The organism is Arthrobacter wenxiniae (assembly GCF_013376105.1).
Taxonomy (GTDB): domain Bacteria; phylum Actinomycetota; class Actinomycetes; order Actinomycetales; family Micrococcaceae; genus Specibacter; species Specibacter wenxiniae.
Genome location: NZ_JAAMFM010000005.1, coordinates 1 through 19,682, shown reverse-complemented (window position 1 = coordinate 19,682; position 19,682 = coordinate 1). Strand labels below are relative to the sequence as shown.

Sequence of the window (19,682 nt, the reverse complement as noted above, 5' to 3'; positions counted from 1 at the left end):
AGCTCAGCGCCCGGACCGCCGCCACGCGCCCGCGCCCGGCCGGGGCGGCAGGTGCAGCTGCGCGCGCCGCGCCCACGCCCGGACCGCCGGCCGCCTGGGAGCCGCCTCCGTGCCTCCCTCCAGTGCAAGCACGACGGCGGCCACGGCCGCGAGCTCCTCGGCGCTCGGATTCCCGCGGGTCACCGAAAGAAAAGGCTCCGTCTGTGACTCGACTGACGACGGCTGAGCCGGCACTTCGGGTTCGTTGCTCACAGCGGGATGTTCCCATGCTTCTTGGCGGGCAGGCTGGCCCGCTTGTCGCGCAGCGCCCGCAGGCCCTTGATGAGCTGGAGGCGGGTGTCGGACGGGGCGATGACGGCGTCGATGTAGCCGAGCTCGGCGGCCTGGTACGGGTTCAGCAGCTCTTCCTCGTAGTCGCGGACGATCTCCGCGCGGCGGGCCTCGACGTCGCCGCCGTCGGCCTCCACCGCGGCGAGGTCCCGGCGGTAGAGGATGTTGACGGCGCCCTGGGCGCCCATGACGCCGATCTGGGCTGTGGGCCAGGCCAGGTTGAGGTCGGCGCCGAGCTTCTTTGAGCCCATGACGATGTACGCCCCGCCATACGCCTTGCGGGTGATGACGGTCAGCTTCGGCACGGTGGCCTCGGCATAGGCGTAAAGCAGCTTCGCGCCGCGGCGGATGATGCCCTGGAATTCCTGGTCCTTGCCGGGCAGGAAGCCGGGGACGTCCACCAGGGTGATGAGGGGGATGTTAAATGCGTCGCAGTGGCGCACAAAGCGGGCGGCCTTCTCCGACGCGGCAATGTCCAGGGTGCCGGCGAACTGCATGGGTTGGTTGGCCACGATGCCCACCGTGTGGCCTTCGACGCGGCCGTATCCGATCATGACGTTCGGCGCGTACAGGGCCTGCATCTCCAGGAAGTGGCCGTCGTCGATGATCTGCTCGATGACCCGGCGCATGTCGTAGGGGTGGTTGGCGGAGTCCGGGATGAGCGCGTCCAGGGCGTGGTCGCCGCCGTCGGGCTCCGGTTCCTGCTCGTGTTCGGTGACGGGGGCCTCGGCCAGGTTGTTCGACGGCAGGAAGTCCAGCAGTTCGCGCACAAACTCGATGGCGTCGGCCTCGTCCGTGGCCAGGTAGGTGGACGTGCCGGTGGTGGTGTTGTGCTGGCGGGCACCGCCCAGGGTTTCCATGTCCACGTCCTCGCCCGTCACCGTCTTGATGACGTCGGGGCCGGTGATGAACATGTGCGAGGTCTTGTCCACCATGACCACGTAGTCGGTCAGGGCGGGGGAGTACGCGGCGCCGCCGGCGCACGGGCCCATGATGAGGGAGATCTGCGGGACGACGCCGGAGGCGTGGACGTTGTTGCGGAAGATGTCCGCGAACATGGCCAGCGAGGCCACGCCTTCCTGGATGCGGGCGCCGCCGCCGTCGTTGATGCCCACCACGGGGCAGCCGTTGCGCAGCGCGAACTCCTGGACCTTGACGATCTTTTCGCCATTGACCTGGCTCAGCGAACCGCCGTAGACGCTGAAGTCCTGGCTGTACACCGCCACCAGCCGCCCGTCCACGGTGCCGTAGCCGGAGACCACGCCGTCGCCCAGCGGCTTCTTTTTCTCCATGCCGAAGGCGTGGGAGCGGTGCACGGCGAGCGCGTCAAATTCCACAAAGGAGTCCGGGTCCACGAGGAGGTCGATGCGTTCGCGGGCCGTCTGCTTGCCCTTCGCGTGCTGCTTTTCGACGGCCGCCTCGCCGGAAGGCACCGCGGCCCGGGCCAGCCGGTCACGGAAATCGGCAATCTTGCCTGCAGTTGTCGAAAGGTCGTGGCTCATAGGTACTCCGGCTCGATAGATGGCAGCTTGCTTCCCTTAAGTGGGAACCGCACAAAAGGGCAAACACTACTGACAGTCTAATGACGGACTTGGCCCGCGCCTGTGTGGAGACCCTACAAAGTCGGCCACGGCGAACCGCAGTTCCTCCACCGCATCCGGGCCGGGCGCCGCCGCCTGCGGGTTGCTCCGGCGTCCTGCTCCGGCGTGCGGCCCGCGCCGGATAAGATTGCTGCCATGAGCCGCACTCTCCCCACACTGGACGAACGTGCGCTCACTGCTGCGCTGGTCCGCCCCCGCGGACCCTTTCGCCGCGTCGACGTCGTGGCGGAGACCGGCTCCACCAACGCTGACCTGGCCGCCGGAGCGGCAAGGGACCCCCGTGCCTGGCCCGACCTGAGCGTGCTGGTCGCCAATTCCCAGGTGGCCGGCAAGGGCCGCCTGGACCGTGTCTGGGAGGTGCCCGCCGGCGCCGCCATGATCTCCAGCGTCCTCTTCCGGCCCACCGATGCTTCCGCGCACCCCGGCGCGCCCGCCTTTGCCCCGGCCGGCCATGCCTGGCTTTCGGTGGTGGCCGGGATTGCCCTGTGCCAGGCCGTGGCCGCGGAAACCGGCGCCGAGCCTGTCCTCAAGTGGCCCAACGACGTCCTGCTCCATGGCCGCAAGCTGGCCGGCATCCTCGCCCAGCTGGTGGCACCCTCCGCCCCCGCCCCCGGGGCGGCTGTCTCCGGGGCGGCCGCCCGGGGCGCCACAGGCACCCCGGCGCACGACGGCGGCAGGCCGGATCCCGCCGTCGTCGTCGGGATGGGCGTGAACATCAGCCAGCAACGCGCGGAGCTGCCCGTGGACCGGGCCACGTCGCTGGAACTGGAAACGGGCGCCGCGGCGGACCGGAACACCCTGCTGCCCGCCTACCTGTGCCGCCTGGCCGCGCTGTACCGCGACTTTGTGGCCGTGGGCGGCGACGCGCTGCAACCTCTGGCCGGCGGCGGGTCCGTGCACGCCCTGGCGTCCGGCCTGATGTCCACGCTCGGCACGGAGGTGCGGGCGGAGCTGCCCGGCGGCACCATGCTTTTTGGCACTGCCGTCCGGCTTGGCCCGGAGGGGGACCTGGAGCTTCGCGATGCGGGCGGGACCGTGCACACCGTCAGGGCCGGCGACGTGGTGCACCTGCGCCGCGCCGGGCACGGCGGCGGTGTGGACTATGCGTAGGTGGCTGGCGGACGGGGAGCAGGTGCAGCTGGTGTGCCGCCCGCATGCGCGGATACTGGCCTGCCCCGTCGCCGTGGGGCTGCTGCTGGTCATGGCGGCGTCCGCAGGGCTGGCCAAGCTGCAGCCGGCGCAGTTTGCCGGCTGGGCGCCGCAGGCGGCGGAGCTGCGGCAGCCGGCCATTGTCCTGCTGCTGACGGCGGTGGGGCTGCTGCTGGTGACGTATCCGCTGCGCCGCGTGGTCCGCTGGGCCAACACCACCTATGTGCTGACCGACCAGCGCGTGGTGGTGCGCCGCGGAAGGCTGCGCCGGCAGCAGGAGGACTTCTACCTGGCGCGCGTGGAGAGCATGGCCATGCGCCAAAAGCTGCGCCAGCGCCTGGTTGGTGCGGGGGACCTGGACTTCCACCTGGCGGCGGGCGGCGTGCGGACCGTCCACGAGGTGCCGCACGTCGCGGAATTCCGGAACCACGCACACCGCGTCTGGACACAATTGTTCAGGGAGTCCTTCCAGCAGGCTCCCGGTGCGGCGTACTACGCTGATGGGGTTGGCTCCGATGTGGACGGCATGAAAAACAACTTGACTGGAAAGGAGCTGCGCAAGCTTGGAAGAGACCATTGATCCTCCGGTGCCGCTGCTCCCGCCCGCCTCGCGGAGCCAGACCAAGGCGTTGGAAGCGCAGCTTTTGGGCGGCGAGCGCACGCTCAAGCGGCGCGACGTCGCCGCCGGAGCCGGGGTGTCGCTGCTTTCGGCGCGCAAGATTTGGCGCGCCATGGGCTTCCCCAACCTGGGGGACGACGACGTTGCCTTCACCCCGCGCGACCAGGACGCGCTGAGCATTGTGGTGACCATGGTCCGGGAGGGGCTGCTGACGGAGGAGACAGCCATCTCCGTGACCCGGTCCATCGGCCAGATGACCGACCGGATGGCCGTCTGGCAAATTGAGGCACTGGTTGAGGACCTGGTCGCGGAGCACGGCGTCAGCGACGCGGAAGCGCGGCGCGCCGTGGTGTCCGAGCTGCCGAACCTGATCAAGCCGCTCGAGGAACTGCTGGTGTATTCCTACCGGCGCCAGCTCAACGCCGGCATTCAGCGGCTGGCCGTCCGCGCGGCCGAGGGCCTGGCCGAGAGCGCCCTGGGCCGCGAAGGCGACGAGGACGACACCCCGCTGCCCCTGGCCCGCGCCGTGGGCTTCGCCGACCTGGTCAGCTACACCTCGCTGTCGCGGCGCATGAATGAAAAGACCCTGGCCAAGCTGGTGCAGAGGTTTGAAAACATTTGCGCGGAGATCATCAGCGTGGGCGGCGGGCGCCTGGTCAAGACCATTGGCGACGAAGTGCTGTTCAATTGCGAGACCCCGGTGGCGGGCGCCCAAATCTCGCTCGCGCTGGCCGAGGCCATGGCGGCGGACGATTTCCTGCCCGAAGCCCGGGTGGCCATGGTGTGGGGGCGCGTGCTGTCCCGCCTGGGCGACATTTACGGCCCCACCGTGAACCTGGCCGCCCGTCTGACCTCGCTGGCCGAGCCCGGCACCGTGCTGGTGGACTCCGTCACGGCCACGGCGCTGGCCGGCGACGACCGCTTCATCCTCACCGGGCTCCCCATGGAACACGTGCGCGGCTTCGGCGAGATTTCCCCGGTGCTGCTGCAGCGCGGCCAGGGGCAGGGCATCGTCGTCGACTGACTGCCGCGGGGCGGGCGCGTTGACGCTCCCGGCGCGGCGGGCGCGTTGACGCTCCCGGCGCGGCGGAACCGGCGCGGATGGGACGATCCGGGTGGCCGGGCCGGGAACCGGCAAGCAAGGGGCACATCTACGGGAAACGCCAAGGTGGCGGGCCTAGGCTGGCACCCGACGGCTGAATTGCAGAGGCGGCACCGTCCGGCCCGGTCGGTCGGACAGGGTTTTAGCCGGCCGTGCATGGCTCGGTCCGCATGGATTCGAAGTGAGGATGACTGATATGGGTTTGGCGGTGGGGTCACCTGCTTTCGGCGGCGGCAAGGCGGAAACGGTCCGGCGCCCAGGCCACCCTGCCGTTGTTCTCGCACTGGTGCTGGCCGGCGTTTTGGCCCTCTCCGGTTGCGCGGGCGCGGGCCTGGCCGCAGGCAACAACGCCTACCCCGCCGCGAGCAAGGCCTCACAGGCCGAGCCCCACAAGGTGGTGGTGGTTGGCGATTCCTTCAGCACCGGCATGGGCAGCTCGGTCGCGGACGCGTGGCCCAGCCTCATCGACGCGACGCCCCTGAACCCGGAAGACAACTTCGACGTCGTCAATGTCTCCCAAAACGGCAGCGGCTATGTCACTGTCGGGGACAACAATTCAACCTTTGTCTCCCAGGTGAAGGGGGCCGTGACCCCGGACACCCAGATCGTGGCGTTCTTCGGCTCGGAGAACGACATGGGAAATTCGAAGGCTGACATTCGTGCCGCGGCGGAGGCAGCGTTTGACGCGGTCAAGGCCAAGTCGCCCCACGCCGTCGTCCTGGCGGTGGGCCCGCCGTCGTACACAACCTCGCCGGAGGCCGCGCGGCTTGCCGTCAGGGATGCCCTGAAGCAGGCCGCCTCCCGCGCCGGTGCCCTGTTTGTAGACCCGATCGCGCAGGGCTGGTTCATCGGCCAGGCGGCCGAACTGGTCGGGCCGGACGGCGACCACCCGTCGGCGGCGGGCCAGCGCTACCTGCAGGCGCAGCTGGAGAAGCTCATCAGCGAAGAAGTTCCCGCCATGCCGGCGCCCACTCCAACGTCGAAGTAGGCAGCAATGAGTTCCCGAACGCGGGCCCGGCCGGGCACCCGGATCAGCAGCCAGACCATCGCGGTGGACGGGCACACGCGCACGTTTTGGACGGCAACGGCGGCTGGCGCCGAGGCGGCGGCGCCGTCGGCCGTGCTGCTGGTGCTGCACGGATCGAGCCAGAGCGGGATGCAGGTCCGTGCGTTCAGCGGGCAAAGCTTTGACACGCTTGCGGCGGGCGGAAAGGTGGCCGTGGTCTACCCGGACGGGCTGAAAAAGGCCTGGAACCACGCCGCCAGGGACGCCAACACGGTGGACGACGTCGCCTTCCTGACGGCCCTCGCGGACCACTTTCACGCGCTGTACGGACCCATCCCGGTGATTGCGGCCGGCTACTCCAATGGCGGCCAAATGGTGATCCGCCTGATCCATGAGATCCCTGACAAGCTCGACGGCGCGGCAATAGTCAGTGCCACCCTGCCCCGCCCCGGCGGCCTGGCCTTTGCGGACAAACACCTGCCGCTGCCCGTGCTGCTCATCCACGGAACCCGCGACCGGGTGGTGCCCTACCGCGGCGAGGGCAGATTGTGGGGCCGGTGGGCCCGCAACCCGGGACCGTCGGCGCCGGAGACGGCACGGTATTTCGCGCACCGCAACGGCATCACCGACGCGCCAGTGGAAACGGTGTTGCCGCACCGGCCCGAGAGCGGGCGGACCTCGGTCCGGGCCCGCCGTTACACCCAGGAAGGCCGCCTACCCGTGACCCTGTACACCGTGGTGGGCGGCGGGCATGTGGTGCCCAACCGGCGGAAGCGTGCCATTTTTGTCCTGGGCCGGACCACGCAGGACCTCAGCGCGGTGGAAGCCGTCGCGGACTTCTTCCCCGCGCTCCGGCAATGACTGCGCAGCGGAGCTGAGCCCCGCCGCTGGCTGGGATCCCGCCGTGGGCTGCGATCCAGCCGTGCGGCGTGCGGGGGCCGGCGTGGGTGCCGGCGTGCGGGTGACGGCGGCCTGCGGTTCAGCGGGCGGCGCGGCGCGCGAGCCGGGCCAGGTCCAGGCGGTTGGCGGCGCCCGTCTTTCGCAGCAGGTTCGAGATGTGCGAACTGACGGTTTTTTCGCTGATCACCAGGGCTTCGGCAATTTCCGCGTAGGTGCGTCCGGCCACGACGAATGCGAGGATCTCGCGCTCACGCTGCGTGAGCCCCGGCGGCGCAGCATCGCCCGGGGCCGGGTCGCCGGCAACGGGACGGTCGACGGCGATCCGGGCGCCCGCGGCCAGATTGCGCAGGAGTTTCCGGATTGGCGCCGCCTGGAGTTCCTCAGCGAGCGTGAGCCCCCGGCGCAGGACGGTGGTGGCCAGCCCGCGCTGGGAGTGGCCATGCAGCAGGAGGGACTCCGCGGCCCGCCAGCACGAATAGACCTCTTCCCAGCGAAGGGATGCCGCCTGGCAGGCGTCGGCCGAGCGGATCCAGTCAGTGGCAATGCCCGCTTTCCTGCGGGCGCGGCCCACCTCGGCCAAATACAGCATGTCAAAGGCCGCGATCTGCACCTCGTACAGCTCGGTGCCCGTACCGGTTTCCCGCAGCACGGAGGGGAACCGGCCCACCAGCCCATCCATGAGCGCGAGCAGTCCGCCGGGCGGCCGGCCGTCGTCCGTGGCCTCCTGGATAAGGTCCGCCAGCGCCCTGGCGGCCAGGGGCAGGAGCCATTCGCACATGGTCGGGTGCTGCCCCTCCTTGTTGACCCCTGCCGTGGCCGCGGCGTAGGCCGCCTGCGGATCGGCCGCCGCGAGCAGTACCTCGGCGCGGACGGCGTCGAAGCTGAGGTTGTTGTACCCGGACTTGTGGGCGAAGAGTTCCTCGGCGCGGGCGAGGTGCGACGAGGCCTCGTCCTGCCCCCCCTGCCAGGCCGCGAGCCGGGCGGCCGTGAGCCGGGCGGCGACGTCGCCCATGGCTCCGGGGTCCGAGCCCAGCGCCACGCGAAGCGCCCGCGCGCATTCCTGCCAGCGGCCGATGGCCAGGTAGCTGCTTGCCTCGTCCGCGGCCATTTTTGACATGTAGGAATGCGGGGCCCCGAGCGCGGCCAGGTGCTCCCTGCCGGCGCGCATCAGATCGGCGAAGGCCTGGCTGGTCCACGCCTCGGTGGCGTTGGCCTGCCAGACGGTGGCGTGGAGCAGGGCCCAGAAATCCCGGGCCTGGACCGCGGGGACTGCCGCCTCCGCGGCCAGGACGCGGGCCTCCGCGGTACGCCCGCCGATGAGCGCCGCCATGGAATTGGCGGTCAGGGCGTAGGAGAGGGCCCGGGGGTTGCCTGCCTGCCAGGCAACCGCGAGTGCCTTTGCGGCGCGTGCCTCCGCCTGGGGATCGCCCCTCCACAGCCCGACGTGGGCAAATTCGGCCAGGGCATAGGCATACTGCCAGCTGTCGGGTGCCGTGCCGGCCAGCCGGACAGCAAGGTGCAGCTGGTGGCTGGAGAGGAATTCCCGCCCCGTGGAAAAGCGAAGCAGCGTCCGGCGCACCAACAGTTCGGCGGCGTCGAGCGGCCGGTCTCCGCTGTCAATTCCCGCCAGCAGTGCCTCCACCGCTTCCAGTTCCTCGTCCTGGGCGCCGCTCTGTTCCGCGGCGGTCCGCAGCCTGGACCGCAGCTCTTCCCGGCTCTCCGCCGCATCCGGCAGGACGCCGTGAAGGTCCACCGCGCGGCGCAGCAAGCGCAGCATTTCGGCCGCACCGCCCGCCTGCCCCGCGGCGGCGGAGGCACGCAGGGCCCACCGGTAGGCGTCGGCGCTGTGGCCGGCGGTGTAGTGGTGGTCCGCCAGTGCAGCCAGCGATTCAAAATCAGGCGGTTCATGATCGGCCAGCCGGCTCTCCTCGCGGACGGCAAATGCCGCATGCCAACGCATGCGCTCCCCGGCGTCGGCCCCTTGTTCAAGGACCTCGGCGATCAACGGATGGTGAAACCACCAGTACGCTCCGTCCGTGCTGCACTCGACAATGCCGGCATCGGCGGCCTCGTGCAGCAATGCCGGCAGGGGGTCGGACAGGGGGTCGGACAGGGTGTCTGCCCGGGCCACGGCGGCGAGGTCCTCCGCTTGCACCGGCCTGCCACCAACGGCCATAAGCTGCGTGAGCCGGCGGGCCCCGGCGGACAGGCTGTGCCACGAGCGCAGGACGGCAGCCTTGAGGTCTGCGGGCAGTTCGGGCGGCAAATGGCGTGCCGCCGGTGCCAGGCCTGCGACGACCAGCCGGTTGAGGTAGGCGTTTCCGGCCGTGTGGGAGAAGACTTCCTGAAGCAGGGATTGGTGCGCGGGAACGCCCAGGAGGAGTGCCAGCTGCGCTTCGGTGTCCAGGCGGTCAAGGGGTCCCAACCCCAGCCAGTCAATGCGGGGCAGGCGCCGGACGTCGGCGAGCCAGCGCTGCAGCGGATGGTCCTCGCCAATTTCGCCGGTTCGCAGGGTGGCGATGACGGCCAGGCGCCTGTTGGCCGGACCGGCAATCAGGTACATCAGCACGTCCAAGGTGCTTTGGTCCGCCCATTGCAGGTCGTCAATGACGAGCGACACGGGCCGGCGCTGGCAGAGCACATCAAGCCACGCGTCGATCGCGACGGGCACGTCGTGTGGTGGCTCGCCGGCCTTTGGCAGCGACGGGCGCCCATCGCCCTCGAACCGGGGGGCGTCGCGGAACGCCGTTCGCAGCGCCAGAAAGGGGACGGTCATGGACGTCAAGGGCAGGCAGGCGCCGGCAAAGGTCCAGCCGTTGAATGAGGGGGATTTACATGCCTGCTGCACCAGGGCGGTTTTTCCGACGCCGGCGTCCCCGCACACCACGAGTGTCCCGGCCGTGCCCGCGGCGGCGCCAGCCAGAAACGCACGCAGAGCACCCAGTTCTGCCGTCCGCCCCACGATGTCCGCGCCATCGGCGCCCGCGTTCCCGACCACCCTACAAGTTTCGCACCGTCAGGCACGGGTGGGCCGGAAACATCAGGGCTCCATGCGAATTTCTAAGGGGTCGATCCGGATGCCGCGCGGGGTGTTCCGGAGGAGTGTGGAGCCATCAATCCATCTCCAAGGAAGGGCAGGAACATGTATTCTCCACATTGCGCGGCCAGATGGGCGGGCCTATCCGCCGCCGCCCTCATTTTGGCCATTGCCATACCAGCGCCGGCCGTTGCCCGGCAGGACACGGGAACGCTGCAGGGAACCGTCCAAGTCACCGCGATCCACCACTGCGCGTTGACCAGGATCGGCGCCCAATTTGTCCGCTGTGACTCCCTGACGGGGGCCGGGGCGCCCGCCGCATCCTGGGTGCCCGAAAGCTGAGTCCCCGGCCTGACGGGAGTAGGGCAGGCAGCGGGAGGGGGTGCACCGTGAGGGCACCCCCTCCCGCTGCCTGCGTGACCGGGGCCGGACTTCGGCCGGCGGTCGGCCCACGGCAACCTAGGCGAGCCAGGCCGTGGCCTCTGCCGGGAGCAGCCCATTGTCGAGCGGGACGCTGCTGAGCACCACCGTCCCTTCGGGCAGTTCCACCGCGGTGCCGCCGAAATTCGTGACGACCTGCCAGCCGCCGGGGCGCACGAAGTGCAGCAGCTCGGCCCTGCCGTTGGACACCCACTCGAGCGTTTCATCCGTCTGAAGGGAGCGGCGCAATTCGAGGGCCCTGCGGTAGAGGGCCAGCGTGGAGGCCGGGTCAGCGTCCTGGACGGAGACGGCAACGTCGGCAAACCATCCCGGCTGCGGCAGGTGCGCGGGGCCGTCGCCAAAGCCAAAGGAGTTTCCCGCAGGCGTCCAGGGCAGCGGCACGCGGCAGCCGTCGCGGCCCACCTCAACGCCGGCATTGCGGAAGAACGTTGGGTCCTGGCGGGCGGAATCGGCAATCTCGGCTACCTCGTGCAGGCCCAGTTCCTCGCCCTGGTACAGGTAGGCGGAGCCGGGCAGCGCCAGCATGAACAGGGTGGCCGCACGGGCCCGGCGCAGTCCCCGCCAGCGGTCCAGCCCGGATTCCGGCCCTCCAGCCAGCAGCCACGCCTTGCCGTCCTGGCCGGGCGCGTCCTGGCCGGGCGCGTCCAGCGGGGCCAGGCCGTAGCGGGTGGCGTGCCGGACGACGTCGTGGTTGGAGAAGACCCAGGTGGAGGACGCGCCCGTGGCCTCGGCCTCGGCGAGGTTCTTCGAGACGATCGCGGCAAACTGCCCCGCATCGAAATCGGCCTGCAGCAGGTCGAAGTTGAACGCCTGGCCCAGGCCTGCCGTGGTGGCGTACCGGGCGCGCCGGCTCTGGTCCACCCAAGCCTCGGCAACGGCGGTGCGCGGGGGGTCGTACAGGTTGAACAGGGAGCGCCACTCGGCATAGATTTCATGGACTTCGTCGCGGTCCCAGAACGGGTGCGAGCCGTTGTGCAGCGTCTCCAGCGCATCAATGGCCGCCTGGGACGGGAGCGGCTCGCTCAGGTCCTTCATGAGCGCGTGCGCCACATCGATGCGGAAGCCGTCCACGCCGCGGTCCGACCAGAACTTCAAGGTGGCCAGGAAGTCGTCGCGCACCTCGCGGTTGTCCCAGTTGAAGTCGGGCTGTTCGGGGGCGAAGAGGTGCAGGTACCACTGGCCGTCCGGCACGCGCGTCCAGGCCGGCCCGCCAAAGACGGAGACCCAGTCCGACGGCGGGACCTCGCCGGTGCTGCCCAGGCCGTCACGGAAGATGTAGCGTGCGCGGGCGGGGGAGCCCTTTCCGGCCGCGAGGGCATCCTGGAACCATTCGTGCCGGTCCGAGGAGTGGTTGGGCACGATGTCGGCGATCAGCTTCAGGCCGGCCCCGTGAAGGGCGGCGGTCATCGCGTCAAAGTCGGCCAGGGTGCCCAGGCGCGGGTCGACGTTGCGGTAGTCGGCAACGTCGTAGCCGCCGTCGGCCAGCTCGGACGGGTAGAACGGGCTCAGCCACACGGCGTCAACGCCCAGGTCCTTCAGGTAGCCGACCTTCGCCGTGATGCCGGCGAGGTCGCCGAGGCCGTCGCCGTTGGCGTCGTAAAAGCTGCGGGGGTAGATCTGGTAGACCGCTGCCTGCCGCCACCAGTTGGGGTCGGCGGCGAGCTCCTGCGGGAGGACGGCGGGGAGGGTGGAAGGGCGCATGGCTGCCTTTTCTGGGTAGGGCCGGAGCTGCCGGAAGGCGGCCTCCGGATGTGGCGGAACTGTTTTATTTAGATTCTAAATTTATATACTGATAATATTAGCGCGACCGGGCGGCGACAAGTCAAGGGGCATTTTGAGGGCAACGGCAAGCACTCCTGCGCAGCTGCGCCGCGCCAACATGGGGGCGGTGCTCGCCGTCATGCGACATTCCGGCGCAGTTACCGGCACCGACCTGATTGAGGCGACAGGACTGGCCCGGGCGACGGTCATTGCCGTCTGCGACGACCTGGCCAACGCAGGCTGGATCCGCGAGCTGCAGGCCCTGCGGCCGCCATCCCAAAAGGGCCGGCCCGCGCGCGTCTTCGAGTTTGACGCGCGAGCGGGGGCCGTGGTGGGCATTGATTTTGGCGTCGCGAAGACCACCGTGGTCGTGGGGGACCTGCGCGGCGGGATCCTGGCCAGGGCCACCGAAATACTGGGCGCCCTCGCGGGTGGCGCTCCGGAACGCGTGGCCGCCTTGAACCGCGCCATCGGCGCGGCCCTGGCCGGGGCCGGGGTGGCTCCGGCGGAGGTGCTGGCGGCCGGAGTCGGACTGGCCGCGCCGGTGGACCGGAACGGCAACATCCCGCACAGCCAGGCGTTCTGGGAACACTTTGACATCGGCATCCCGGAAGAGCTTGGCGAACGCTACGGATGGCCCGTGCTGCTGGCCAACGACGCCAACCTGGCCGCCATGGCGGAACACTGGATGGGGGCCGGCGTGGGGCTGGACGACCTCGCCGTGATGCTCGCCGGCGAGCGGATCGGCTTTGGCCTGATGGAATCGGGCAGGCTGCTGCGCGGCGCGTCGGGGCGCGCCGGCGAGGTGGGTCGGCTGGAACTGGTCAATGGCGTGGGGACGGCGGACGGAATCGCCCCGCTGGTGCGCGAGCTGGCGGCCCGGGAATTCGCGGCGGCCGGCGTCGCCGTCCCGGCCCGTGGCGCCAGTCCGGCGGCCCCACGGCAGGTGACGGCCGAGGCCGTCTTCGCAGCAGCGGCTGGCGGCGACACGCCCGCCCAAAGGGTGCTGGATGCGGTGGCCCGGCGGATGGCCCGCGTCATCGCGCTGCTGGCGACGTTCATGGACCCGGAACTGGTGGTGATCGGCGGAGCCGTGGCGGAATCCTCGCGCGCGCTGCTTGCACCCTTGGGGGAGGAGCTGGCGAAGTTCATGCCCACGCCGCCGCGTGTTGCCGTGTCCTCGCTGGGCGATGCCATCGTGACGCTCGGTGCGGTGCGCCTGGCCCTTGACCATGTCGAGGACAACGTGCTGGACCTGGTACCGGCACGTGCGGCGGGCCCGGCGCCCGTGCGCTCCACACACGATTAGGACACCGGGCGGATCAATCCGCTCGGATTGTCCTGGGGCCGCCTGCACGGGTCTGCCCTCGATCGTGGACAGACAGCTGTGAGTCGGCGACGGTTGACGGGCAGCGCTGAACAGGAAGGGTTGAACAGGCAGGGCTCGGTGAGTCGCTAAACGGCACGGTGCAGTGTTGCCCGGGGCTGTCGGCCTGCGGTCCGGCACGCGCCGCCGCGCCAGGCCGCAGTTGCCGGCACCGTGCGGCATCGGTTCATCGGGGGCACGCAACGGGTGCCACATTTGACCGGGGATTGGCAAGCAAATGAGTGCTGCAACCCCAAGTCCAACGGCCGACGCCCGGTCCATCGTCATCGCAACGTGGATCCGGGCGCCGGGTGTGCCAGCGCGGACGTGGATCCGGGCGCCGGGTGTGCCAGCGCGGACGCGCACACCGGCGGTCCTCGCCCAACGTGCCGACGCCTCCATCTTGGGGCCGGGCCGGCCGAGCGAGGGTGAAGCCGCCGACTTCTGGCTCCACGTGCACCGTTCTGTGAGGGACCGGAAAGGGTCGGTAGCAAGCGGCAAGCGGCAAGCGGCAAAGTGCTCGCCGCGGTCGCTGCTGAGCGATGGAAGGACACCTCGGAAGGGCAAGGCGCCGCAGGACGCCGCCGCGGACGGTCCGGACAACATGGGGAAGCAGTCGTGGCTGGCACTGAGGGTGGACAAGACCCGAAGGGGTGCAAGGTAGATGGCGCGCAAAGTGGCCGAAAGCTGCCGTAACTGCGGGGCGGAGCTGGCTGCGGGCTCGGCGTTCTCCACCCTGCGGGGGATGGCCGTGACCAGCCCCGCGGCCTCCCCGGCCCCGCGCGCCGTTCCCCTGGCTTGCCCGGCCCATGCGCAGCTGGCCGCCGCCGGGCTGGCCATGGAGGTTGCCGGACGCCGCTTGGCAGCCAAGATGGTCGACGGCGTCCTCCCCGCCATCCTGATGGGCACCGCCCTGGTCACGGGCACTGCCCTGCTGTCGGTCAAGGAGTCCAACAGCTTCCGGACCATCGACTTCTCCTGGCCGGCGGTCCCGGGTCGCATCGCCTCCGTGCTGTCTCTGGCCTACGTCCTGTGGTTGTGGTTCCGGGAGGCCAGGACCGGCAAAGTGCCCGGCAACATCGCGTTCGGCGTGCGCACCACCCACGTGGACGGGCTGCCGGCCAGCGTGCCGGCCACCTTCCTGCGCAACTTGATCATCGCGGCGGCGTCGATTGCGTTCCATGTGGGCTCGGTGGTGGTCGTCTCGAATGCCGGGGATGCCAACGCCCGGAGGCAGGGCTGACATGACAGGATGGCACACACCCCCGTCTCCAACGGCAGGACCGGACGCAACCCCTGGAAACCGGCGGCGTCGGCCGCCGGGCCCGGCCAAGCCAGCCCCTTCGCACCACCGGCCGCCCCGGCCACCGCCAGACCCGACGCCGGGTCCGGCCCCGCTGCGGGTCCCATCACGACCGCGCCCTTTTCGATGCCGGCCCGGCACGATCCTGCCCTGTGCGATCCAGCCCCACACGGTCCGGCCCCACAGGATCCGGCCCCGCACATGACGGCGGGAGGCGGGCCGGACAGCTTCACCGCCGCCGGCCCGGTCGGCGCGGAAGCGGACGATCTGGGCGAAACCCGGGTCCGGCCCGCCGCCGCAGGCGCCCGGCCGAGCCTTGCCTTCGACGACGGCACCACGGAAGTTGCCCGGTCCGTGGTCGTCATTGGCCGCAACCCCGCCGGATACGATGGGGAGATGATTGAATACCTGGTCCCCATCCGGGACTCCAACAGGTCCGTCTCCGGGACGCACCTGCAGGTCCGCGCCGCCGGCGAGGACCTGTGCGTGACCGACAGCAATTCGACAAACGGAAGCACCGGCACCAACGCTGCAGGACAAAAGTCCGAGCTTCAGGGCCGCACGCCGTCCCTGGCCGACGTTGGGGCCGCGGTCCACGTCGGCGACCGCTCCTTCCGGGTGGACCGCGCGTGAGCGTGGAGCCGGGCGCGGATGACGGGTCCAACGACTGGCCCAACGGCGGCGGGCAGGGCGCACAGCAGGAGGAGGCACCGGCGTCGGGCGGGCAGCACGGCATGGCCCTCAGCTTTGGATTCGGCACCGACCGGGGGCTGCGTCGAGAGTTGAACGAGGACTCGTTCCTGGCCGCCGACCCCATCTTCGCGGTGGCCGACGGCATGGGCGGTCATGAGGCGGGCGAGGTGGCCAGCCGCGAGTGCATCAGCGTGCTCAGCCAGCAAACCGTGCTGGCCGCCGGATCGCGCGGTGCCACGGCCGTGGACCTGCAGCAGGCGCTGCGCCAGGCCGACTCCAGGATCCGCGAGATTTGCCATGCACGCGCCGGCACCACCGTCACGGGCGTGGTCCTGGTGGAGGAGCGGGGGGTGCCGTATTGGCTGGTGTTCAACGTCGGTGATTCTCGCACCTACCGGCTGAGTCAGGGCAGTTTCGGACAGGTCAGCGTGGATCATTCAGAGGTCCAGGAACTGGTGGACGGCGGCCTAATCACTCCGGCCGAGGCGCTGGTCCACCCCCGCCGCCACGTGGTGACCCGTGCGCTGGGCACCGGCCCGGACACCGAGGCCGACTATTGGCTGGTCCCGGTCGAGGACGGGGACCGGATACTGGTCTGCTCCGACGGCCTCACCGGCGAGGTCAGCGATGAGGGAATCCACCGGGCACTGATCACCCTTCCCCACCCGCAGGATGTGGTGGACTCGCTCATCCAAGCCGCGCTGCGGTCCGGCGGACGGGACAACGTCACGGTGGTGGTGGTTGACGCCAGCCATGTGGACGGGACCGCCCCGGAAACCATGACCAAGCCGTTCGCGTTGACGGCCGAGGAGGACGCCCGGCCCCGCGTGCCCGGCAACGGCACGGAACAGGCGGAGCCGCCGGCCCCCGCCCACGAGACGACCATTCCGCACGAGGAGAACCATGGCTGACACGAACTACCGATCCGGGCAATGGTTCGGCATTGTGCGCTCCGGCGCGGTCATTGTCCTGGAGGCCGGGACCGACCCCGCCACGGTGGACTGGCTGTGGCAGTACCTGGGCAGAGACACGCCCACCATCCACGGGGTGCTCAACGCCGTGACCTCGCATTTCGGCACGGACCTGACGGGCATGCCGGCGTTCGGCATCCTCGTTGCCGGCGACCGCCTGCACGTTATCCTGCGCGGCGGCATGTCCCTGGCCGTTGAAACCGGCGGCACCGCGGACGAAGTCTCCGGCCGCGACGTCACCACCTGGAGCGAACGGTCGCTGGCGTTGCCCGACGCGCTGGTGCTTGCCCTCGACGGCGATATGCCGACAGGGCCCGATTTACCCCTGCTGCCGGTCGGCGAGTCCGTGGTGCTGCTGTCCGAGTTGCGGCGCGGGGTCCCCTCCTCGGTGGACACCGCTGCCGGGCAGGGTACGGCCGGGGCGGGGGCAGGTGCCGGTGCAGGTGCCGTGGTCGGGGCCGGGGCTGTGCCCCTGGACGTGGACGACGCCGGTCCCTCCCCGGAGCCTGCCTCACCCCTGCTGGGCGGAACCTTGGGCGACGCCGGTGGATCGCCCGTCATTGCGTTCGACGCTGCCGGCGGGCCGAAGGAAAGGGATGCAGCAGCCAGTCACGGCGGGACGGGCGATCGTGGCGACACCCCAGTTGGCGACCCCTCAGTTGGCGACCCCTCAGTTGGCGACCCCGAGGCGGTGGATGTCGGAGTCCTGGACCAGGGCGCCGGCAGGGACGGCCATGAAGCCGAGCCCGGTGTCGACGCGGATGAGGCCGGGCCCGGTGTCGAAACTGCCGACGGGGAACTTGAAGAAGACGCCTACGCCGGCTTCGCCATGGCCGCCGACGCCGAGTGGAACGCTGAGCTGGACGAGCCTTCCCGCTCCGAACAGGACGCCATCAACTTCGAAGGGCACGGCGCCGGCCACGAACTTGGCCATGACACCGGCCATGTCCTAGGCCACGAACTCGGCGAGGATGAGGGATTCGGTGACGCCGGGGGCGCCGGCCACGCAGCCGGTCACGAGGATGGCCACGATGACGGCCGCGATGCCGCACTGCACCCCTCCGCCGTGACCCTCGGCGAGGGTCCGGATTCGGGGGCCGAGGAGGACTTGGGGCAGACCAACTACCCCCGCGTGGACCACGACGATGTGCCAGCCGCTGCGGCCGTGTTCGACGCCGGCGATTCGGGCGGGGCCGGCGATTCCGGCGGGGCAGCAGGCAGTGCCGACGCCGAACCGGCCGACGTCGGCAACACCACCAACTACGACCACCTCTTTGGCGCCACCGAACTGCGCTCCGAGGAGGACGCGGCGATCCGCTTTGACGGGAACGGCCAAGAAACTGCCGAGCCTGTGGAGGGGCCGGCAGCGGCCAACATCCCGCCGCAGCCGCAGCTGCCGCCCTCGGCGGGGCAGCTGCCTGTGAAGCCAAGCGACGTGCCGGGCGAAGACCGCGGCCCGGGCGGCGCCCCGGATACTTGGGAGGCGTCCGGGGAGGCACCCGGGGAGGTGCCGGCACCCGCTTGGCAGCCGCCGTCGGGCGTCCAGATTGATTCGGTGACGTGGGGCAACGGCAACTCCGTCGGAGGCGGTGCCGCCCCGCAAGGCGACGCGGACGGCGCCGTGGACACGGACCGCAACGGCCACACGCTCATGCCCGGGGAGGCTGCCGGAGATGAAACGGCCGACGGCGGGGCGGTCGAAAGCGGGGGCGCCCCGGCCACCGCGCCGCTGGAATCGCGCCCACCCACGGGGCCCACCGTGCTGGCGCGGCTTTGCCCGTCCGGCCATGCCAACCCTCCCGGCCGCTCCAAGTGCTCGGAGTGCGGTGCCGCGATCGACTCCGAAGCACGCGAGGTGCGCAGGCCGCGCCTGGGCCGCATGCACATCTCCACGGGCGAGCTGATCGACCTGGACCACTCGCTGGTGATCGGCCGCCAGCCGTTCGTCTCCCGGGTCATGGGCGGCGAGATGCCGCGCCTGGTCCAGGTGCAGAGCTCCAGCGGCGACATTTCGCGGTCCCACGTGGAGGTCCGCCTGGATGGCTGGGATGTGCTGCTGGTTGACTTGGAGGCCACCAACGGCACCGTCCTGGTCCGCGAAGGGCAGGCCCCCCGCCGCCTCGGCCAGGGCGAACAGGCCATCCTGCACAACGGCGACATCGCCGAGCTGGGCGACGGGGTCTCGCTGCTGTTCGAAGGGCTTTTGTGAGCAGCAGGCGTCCGCCCGCCCCGCCCGGAAATGCCCGGGTTCAGGTTCCTCCCGGTCCTGGGCTCCGGCGGGTACCTGTTTGAGCTGGATCGGCCGCGGCCTCATTGACGACGGCGAGGTCCAGCTGGCCCTCTTCGGGTCCGGCGTCACCACGGCCCTGCAGTCGCGGCGGAGTCCCTGAAATGTTAGACGCCGGGTACCCGGCGCGCATGCCTCGGCTCGCGGAAGTCGGCGGTGGCCGGCAGGCCGGTCTGGGACGAGGTGTTTACCGCCAACGACGGGGTGGAGCCGGAACTGGCACGGCTTCTTGAACTCGTGGAATCAGGGGAGCAGGACGTGGCCTTGTTCATTGAGGGCGTCACCGGGTTTGGCGACTCCGTCCTCCAAATGGACCTGGTCAACCGCACCCAGATTGCCGCCATGGCCGGCGCGTAGACGTTCCGGTGATCGATCTGGTCCCGTGTGCCAGGGCCCGCCCGTCCAAGCATCGCTCGGTTGCAAGCGGGGCACTTTCCTCCACCGCTCGGTTGCAAGTGGGGCACTTTCCTCCGGCGCTCGGTTGCAAGTGGGGCACTTTCCTCCGGCGCTCGGTTGCAAGTGGGGGTGAATGCTGGAACGCTCCCCCAATCGCTGGTAGTGCAGCCCCGGGTGGGTGGGCCCGGCGGACGGGCCTGTCGAGATCCCGTGGCCGGGCTTGTCGGATGCCCCCGGTTGTACACGTCCGGCGGGCGGGGCCCGCCGGACCCTTGCTACAGGTGGCCGGGCCCGGTGACCAGCAGCGTCGAGGTCCGGGCCGAGGCCCGATGATTACGCCCGGGACAACCGGGCCGGGCGGGCCCGCCGGGGCCCGCGTGGCCGGGCCCTGGACGGGGCTTTTCTGGTGGTGCTCCCTGCACAGGGGGACCCACACAAAAGGTGGTACACATATTCGAATAATCATCTGGTTTTGTCAGTGGCACCCCGTAATGTGGGGGACATGGAAGCAACGGCACGGACACCGGGACACCCCGGACCCACACGGGAGGGCAGGGACGGCGGCGGGCACGTCCGCCGCCTCATCGCCCTGGCCGAAACCCTGGCCCGCGCCGCCACCACCCCGTCCCCCCGCCCCGGCGCCGCGGCCGGTCCCGGCGCGGCGGCCGGTCCCGGCGCCGGTTCCGGTGGCCCGTTCGGTGTGGACGTGGACGCCCTGAA

15 protein-coding genes and 1 pseudogene are annotated in these 19,682 nt (G+C 70.4%); 12 read left to right on the top strand and 4 right to left on the bottom strand.

The window, feature by feature from the left end; translation table 11 throughout:
- Positions 1–3: 3 nt before the first annotated feature.
- Both G6034_RS05315 and G6034_RS05310 read right to left on the bottom strand, forming a co-directional pair.
- Positions 4–183: an acyl-CoA carboxylase epsilon subunit gene (locus G6034_RS05315; RefSeq protein WP_343037942.1), complete on the bottom strand. Its 180-nt coding sequence runs from the start codon at positions 181–183 to the stop codon at positions 4–6.
- Between the two features lie 65 nt (positions 184–248).
- On the bottom strand, positions 249–1,832 hold the full coding sequence (locus G6034_RS05310) for an acyl-CoA carboxylase subunit beta (protein ID WP_176634070.1): 1,584 nt from the start codon (positions 1,830–1,832) through the stop codon (positions 249–251).
- 234 nt (positions 1,833–2,066) lie between these two features.
- On the opposite strand from G6034_RS05310, the gene G6034_RS05305 reads away from it, so the two are divergent.
- From G6034_RS05305 to G6034_RS05285, 5 genes are all read left to right on the top strand, one after another.
- Positions 2,067–3,041, top strand: coding sequence for a biotin--[acetyl-CoA-carboxylase] ligase (locus G6034_RS05305; protein WP_176634069.1), 975 nt, complete (start codon positions 2,067–2,069; stop codon positions 3,039–3,041).
- On the top strand, positions 3,034–3,660 hold the full coding sequence (locus tag G6034_RS05300; RefSeq protein ID WP_176634068.1) for a PH domain-containing protein: 627 nt from the start codon (positions 3,034–3,036) through the stop codon (positions 3,658–3,660). The genes G6034_RS05305 and G6034_RS05300 overlap by 8 nt, the downstream gene beginning before the upstream one ends.
- A complete protein-coding gene (locus G6034_RS05295) occupies positions 3,644–4,723 on the top strand; it encodes an adenylate/guanylate cyclase domain-containing protein (RefSeq protein WP_246295315.1) in 1,080 nt (359 codons plus the stop codon). The genes G6034_RS05300 and G6034_RS05295 overlap by 17 nt, the downstream gene beginning before the upstream one ends.
- A gap of 286 nt (positions 4,724–5,009) precedes the next feature.
- Positions 5,010–5,789 carry an SGNH/GDSL hydrolase family protein gene (locus G6034_RS05290; protein WP_218063603.1) on the top strand — a complete coding sequence of 260 codons (780 nt, stop codon included), beginning with the start codon at positions 5,010–5,012 and terminating at the stop codon, positions 5,787–5,789.
- Between the two features lie 6 nt (positions 5,790–5,795).
- Positions 5,796–6,668 (top strand): CE1 family esterase, encoded by an 873-nt coding sequence (locus G6034_RS05285; RefSeq protein ID WP_176634066.1) that lies wholly within the window; start codon positions 5,796–5,798, stop codon positions 6,666–6,668.
- Between the two features lie 118 nt (positions 6,669–6,786).
- Here G6034_RS05285 and G6034_RS20260 read toward each other — a convergent pair whose 3' ends face one another.
- Positions 6,787–9,705: an AAA family ATPase gene (locus G6034_RS20260; protein WP_176634065.1), complete on the bottom strand. Its 2,919-nt coding sequence runs from the start codon at positions 9,703–9,705 to the stop codon at positions 6,787–6,789.
- A gap of 498 nt (positions 9,706–10,203) precedes the next feature.
- A complete protein-coding gene (locus G6034_RS05275; RefSeq protein WP_176634064.1) occupies positions 10,204–11,886 on the bottom strand; it encodes a glycoside hydrolase family 13 protein in 1,683 nt (560 codons plus the stop codon).
- Positions 11,887–12,019: 133 nt separating this feature from the next.
- Here G6034_RS05275 and G6034_RS05270 point away from each other — a divergent pair, with 133 nt between their 5' ends.
- From G6034_RS05270 to G6034_RS05240, 7 genes and pseudogenes are all read left to right on the top strand, one after another.
- Positions 12,020–13,255, top strand: a complete 1,236-nt coding sequence (locus G6034_RS05270) for an ROK family protein (protein WP_246295314.1) — start codon at positions 12,020–12,022, stop codon at positions 13,253–13,255.
- Positions 13,256–13,976: 721 nt separating this feature from the next.
- Positions 13,977–14,555, top strand: a complete 579-nt coding sequence (locus G6034_RS05265; RefSeq protein WP_176634063.1) for an RDD family protein — start codon at positions 13,977–13,979, stop codon at positions 14,553–14,555.
- A gap of 261 nt (positions 14,556–14,816) precedes the next feature.
- The gene (locus G6034_RS05260) at positions 14,817–15,248 is read left to right on the top strand and encodes an FHA domain-containing protein (protein ID WP_176634062.1); all 432 of its coding nucleotides are present in this window, start codon (positions 14,817–14,819) and stop codon (positions 15,246–15,248) included.
- 101 nt (positions 15,249–15,349) lie between these two features.
- A complete protein-coding gene (locus G6034_RS05255) occupies positions 15,350–16,219 on the top strand; it encodes a PP2C family protein-serine/threonine phosphatase (RefSeq protein ID WP_176634201.1) in 870 nt (289 codons plus the stop codon).
- A complete protein-coding gene (locus G6034_RS05250) occupies positions 16,212–18,488 on the top strand; it encodes an FHA domain-containing protein (protein ID WP_176634061.1) in 2,277 nt (758 codons plus the stop codon). The genes G6034_RS05255 and G6034_RS05250 overlap by 8 nt, the downstream gene beginning before the upstream one ends.
- Positions 18,489–18,722: 234 nt before the next feature.
- Positions 18,723–18,923 carry a hypothetical protein gene (locus G6034_RS05245; protein ID WP_176634060.1) on the top strand — a complete coding sequence of 67 codons (201 nt, stop codon included), beginning with the start codon at positions 18,723–18,725 and terminating at the stop codon, positions 18,921–18,923.
- Positions 18,924–19,464: 541 nt separating this feature from the next.
- A pseudogene (locus tag G6034_RS05240) lies at positions 19,465–19,682 on the top strand (hypothetical protein); the annotation flags it as partial.

What these genes read in the sequence shown, in the direction of transcription:
- G6034_RS05310 (WP_176634070.1), bottom strand. Translation starts at nt 1,832, where the DNA reads ATGAGCCACGACCTTTCGACAACTGCAGGCAAGATTGCCGATTTCCGT.
- G6034_RS05305 (WP_176634069.1), top strand. Translation starts at nt 2,067, where the DNA reads ATGAGCCGCACTCTCCCCACACTGGACGAACGTGCGCTCACTGCTGCG.
- G6034_RS05300 (WP_176634068.1), top strand. Translation starts at nt 3,034, where the DNA reads ATGCGTAGGTGGCTGGCGGACGGGGAGCAGGTGCAGCTGGTGTGCCGC.
- G6034_RS05285 (WP_176634066.1), top strand. Translation starts at nt 5,796, where the DNA reads ATGAGTTCCCGAACGCGGGCCCGGCCGGGCACCCGGATCAGCAGCCAG.
- G6034_RS05275 (WP_176634064.1), bottom strand. Translation starts at nt 11,886, where the DNA reads ATGCGCCCTTCCACCCTCCCCGCCGTCCTCCCGCAGGAGCTCGCCGCC.
- G6034_RS05265 (WP_176634063.1), top strand. Translation starts at nt 13,977, where the DNA reads ATGGCGCGCAAAGTGGCCGAAAGCTGCCGTAACTGCGGGGCGGAGCTG.
- G6034_RS05260 (WP_176634062.1), top strand. Translation starts at nt 14,817, where the DNA reads ATGACGGCGGGAGGCGGGCCGGACAGCTTCACCGCCGCCGGCCCGGTC.
- G6034_RS05255 (WP_176634201.1), top strand. Translation starts at nt 15,350, where the DNA reads ATGGCCCTCAGCTTTGGATTCGGCACCGACCGGGGGCTGCGTCGAGAG.
- G6034_RS05250 (WP_176634061.1), top strand. Translation starts at nt 16,212, where the DNA reads ATGGCTGACACGAACTACCGATCCGGGCAATGGTTCGGCATTGTGCGC.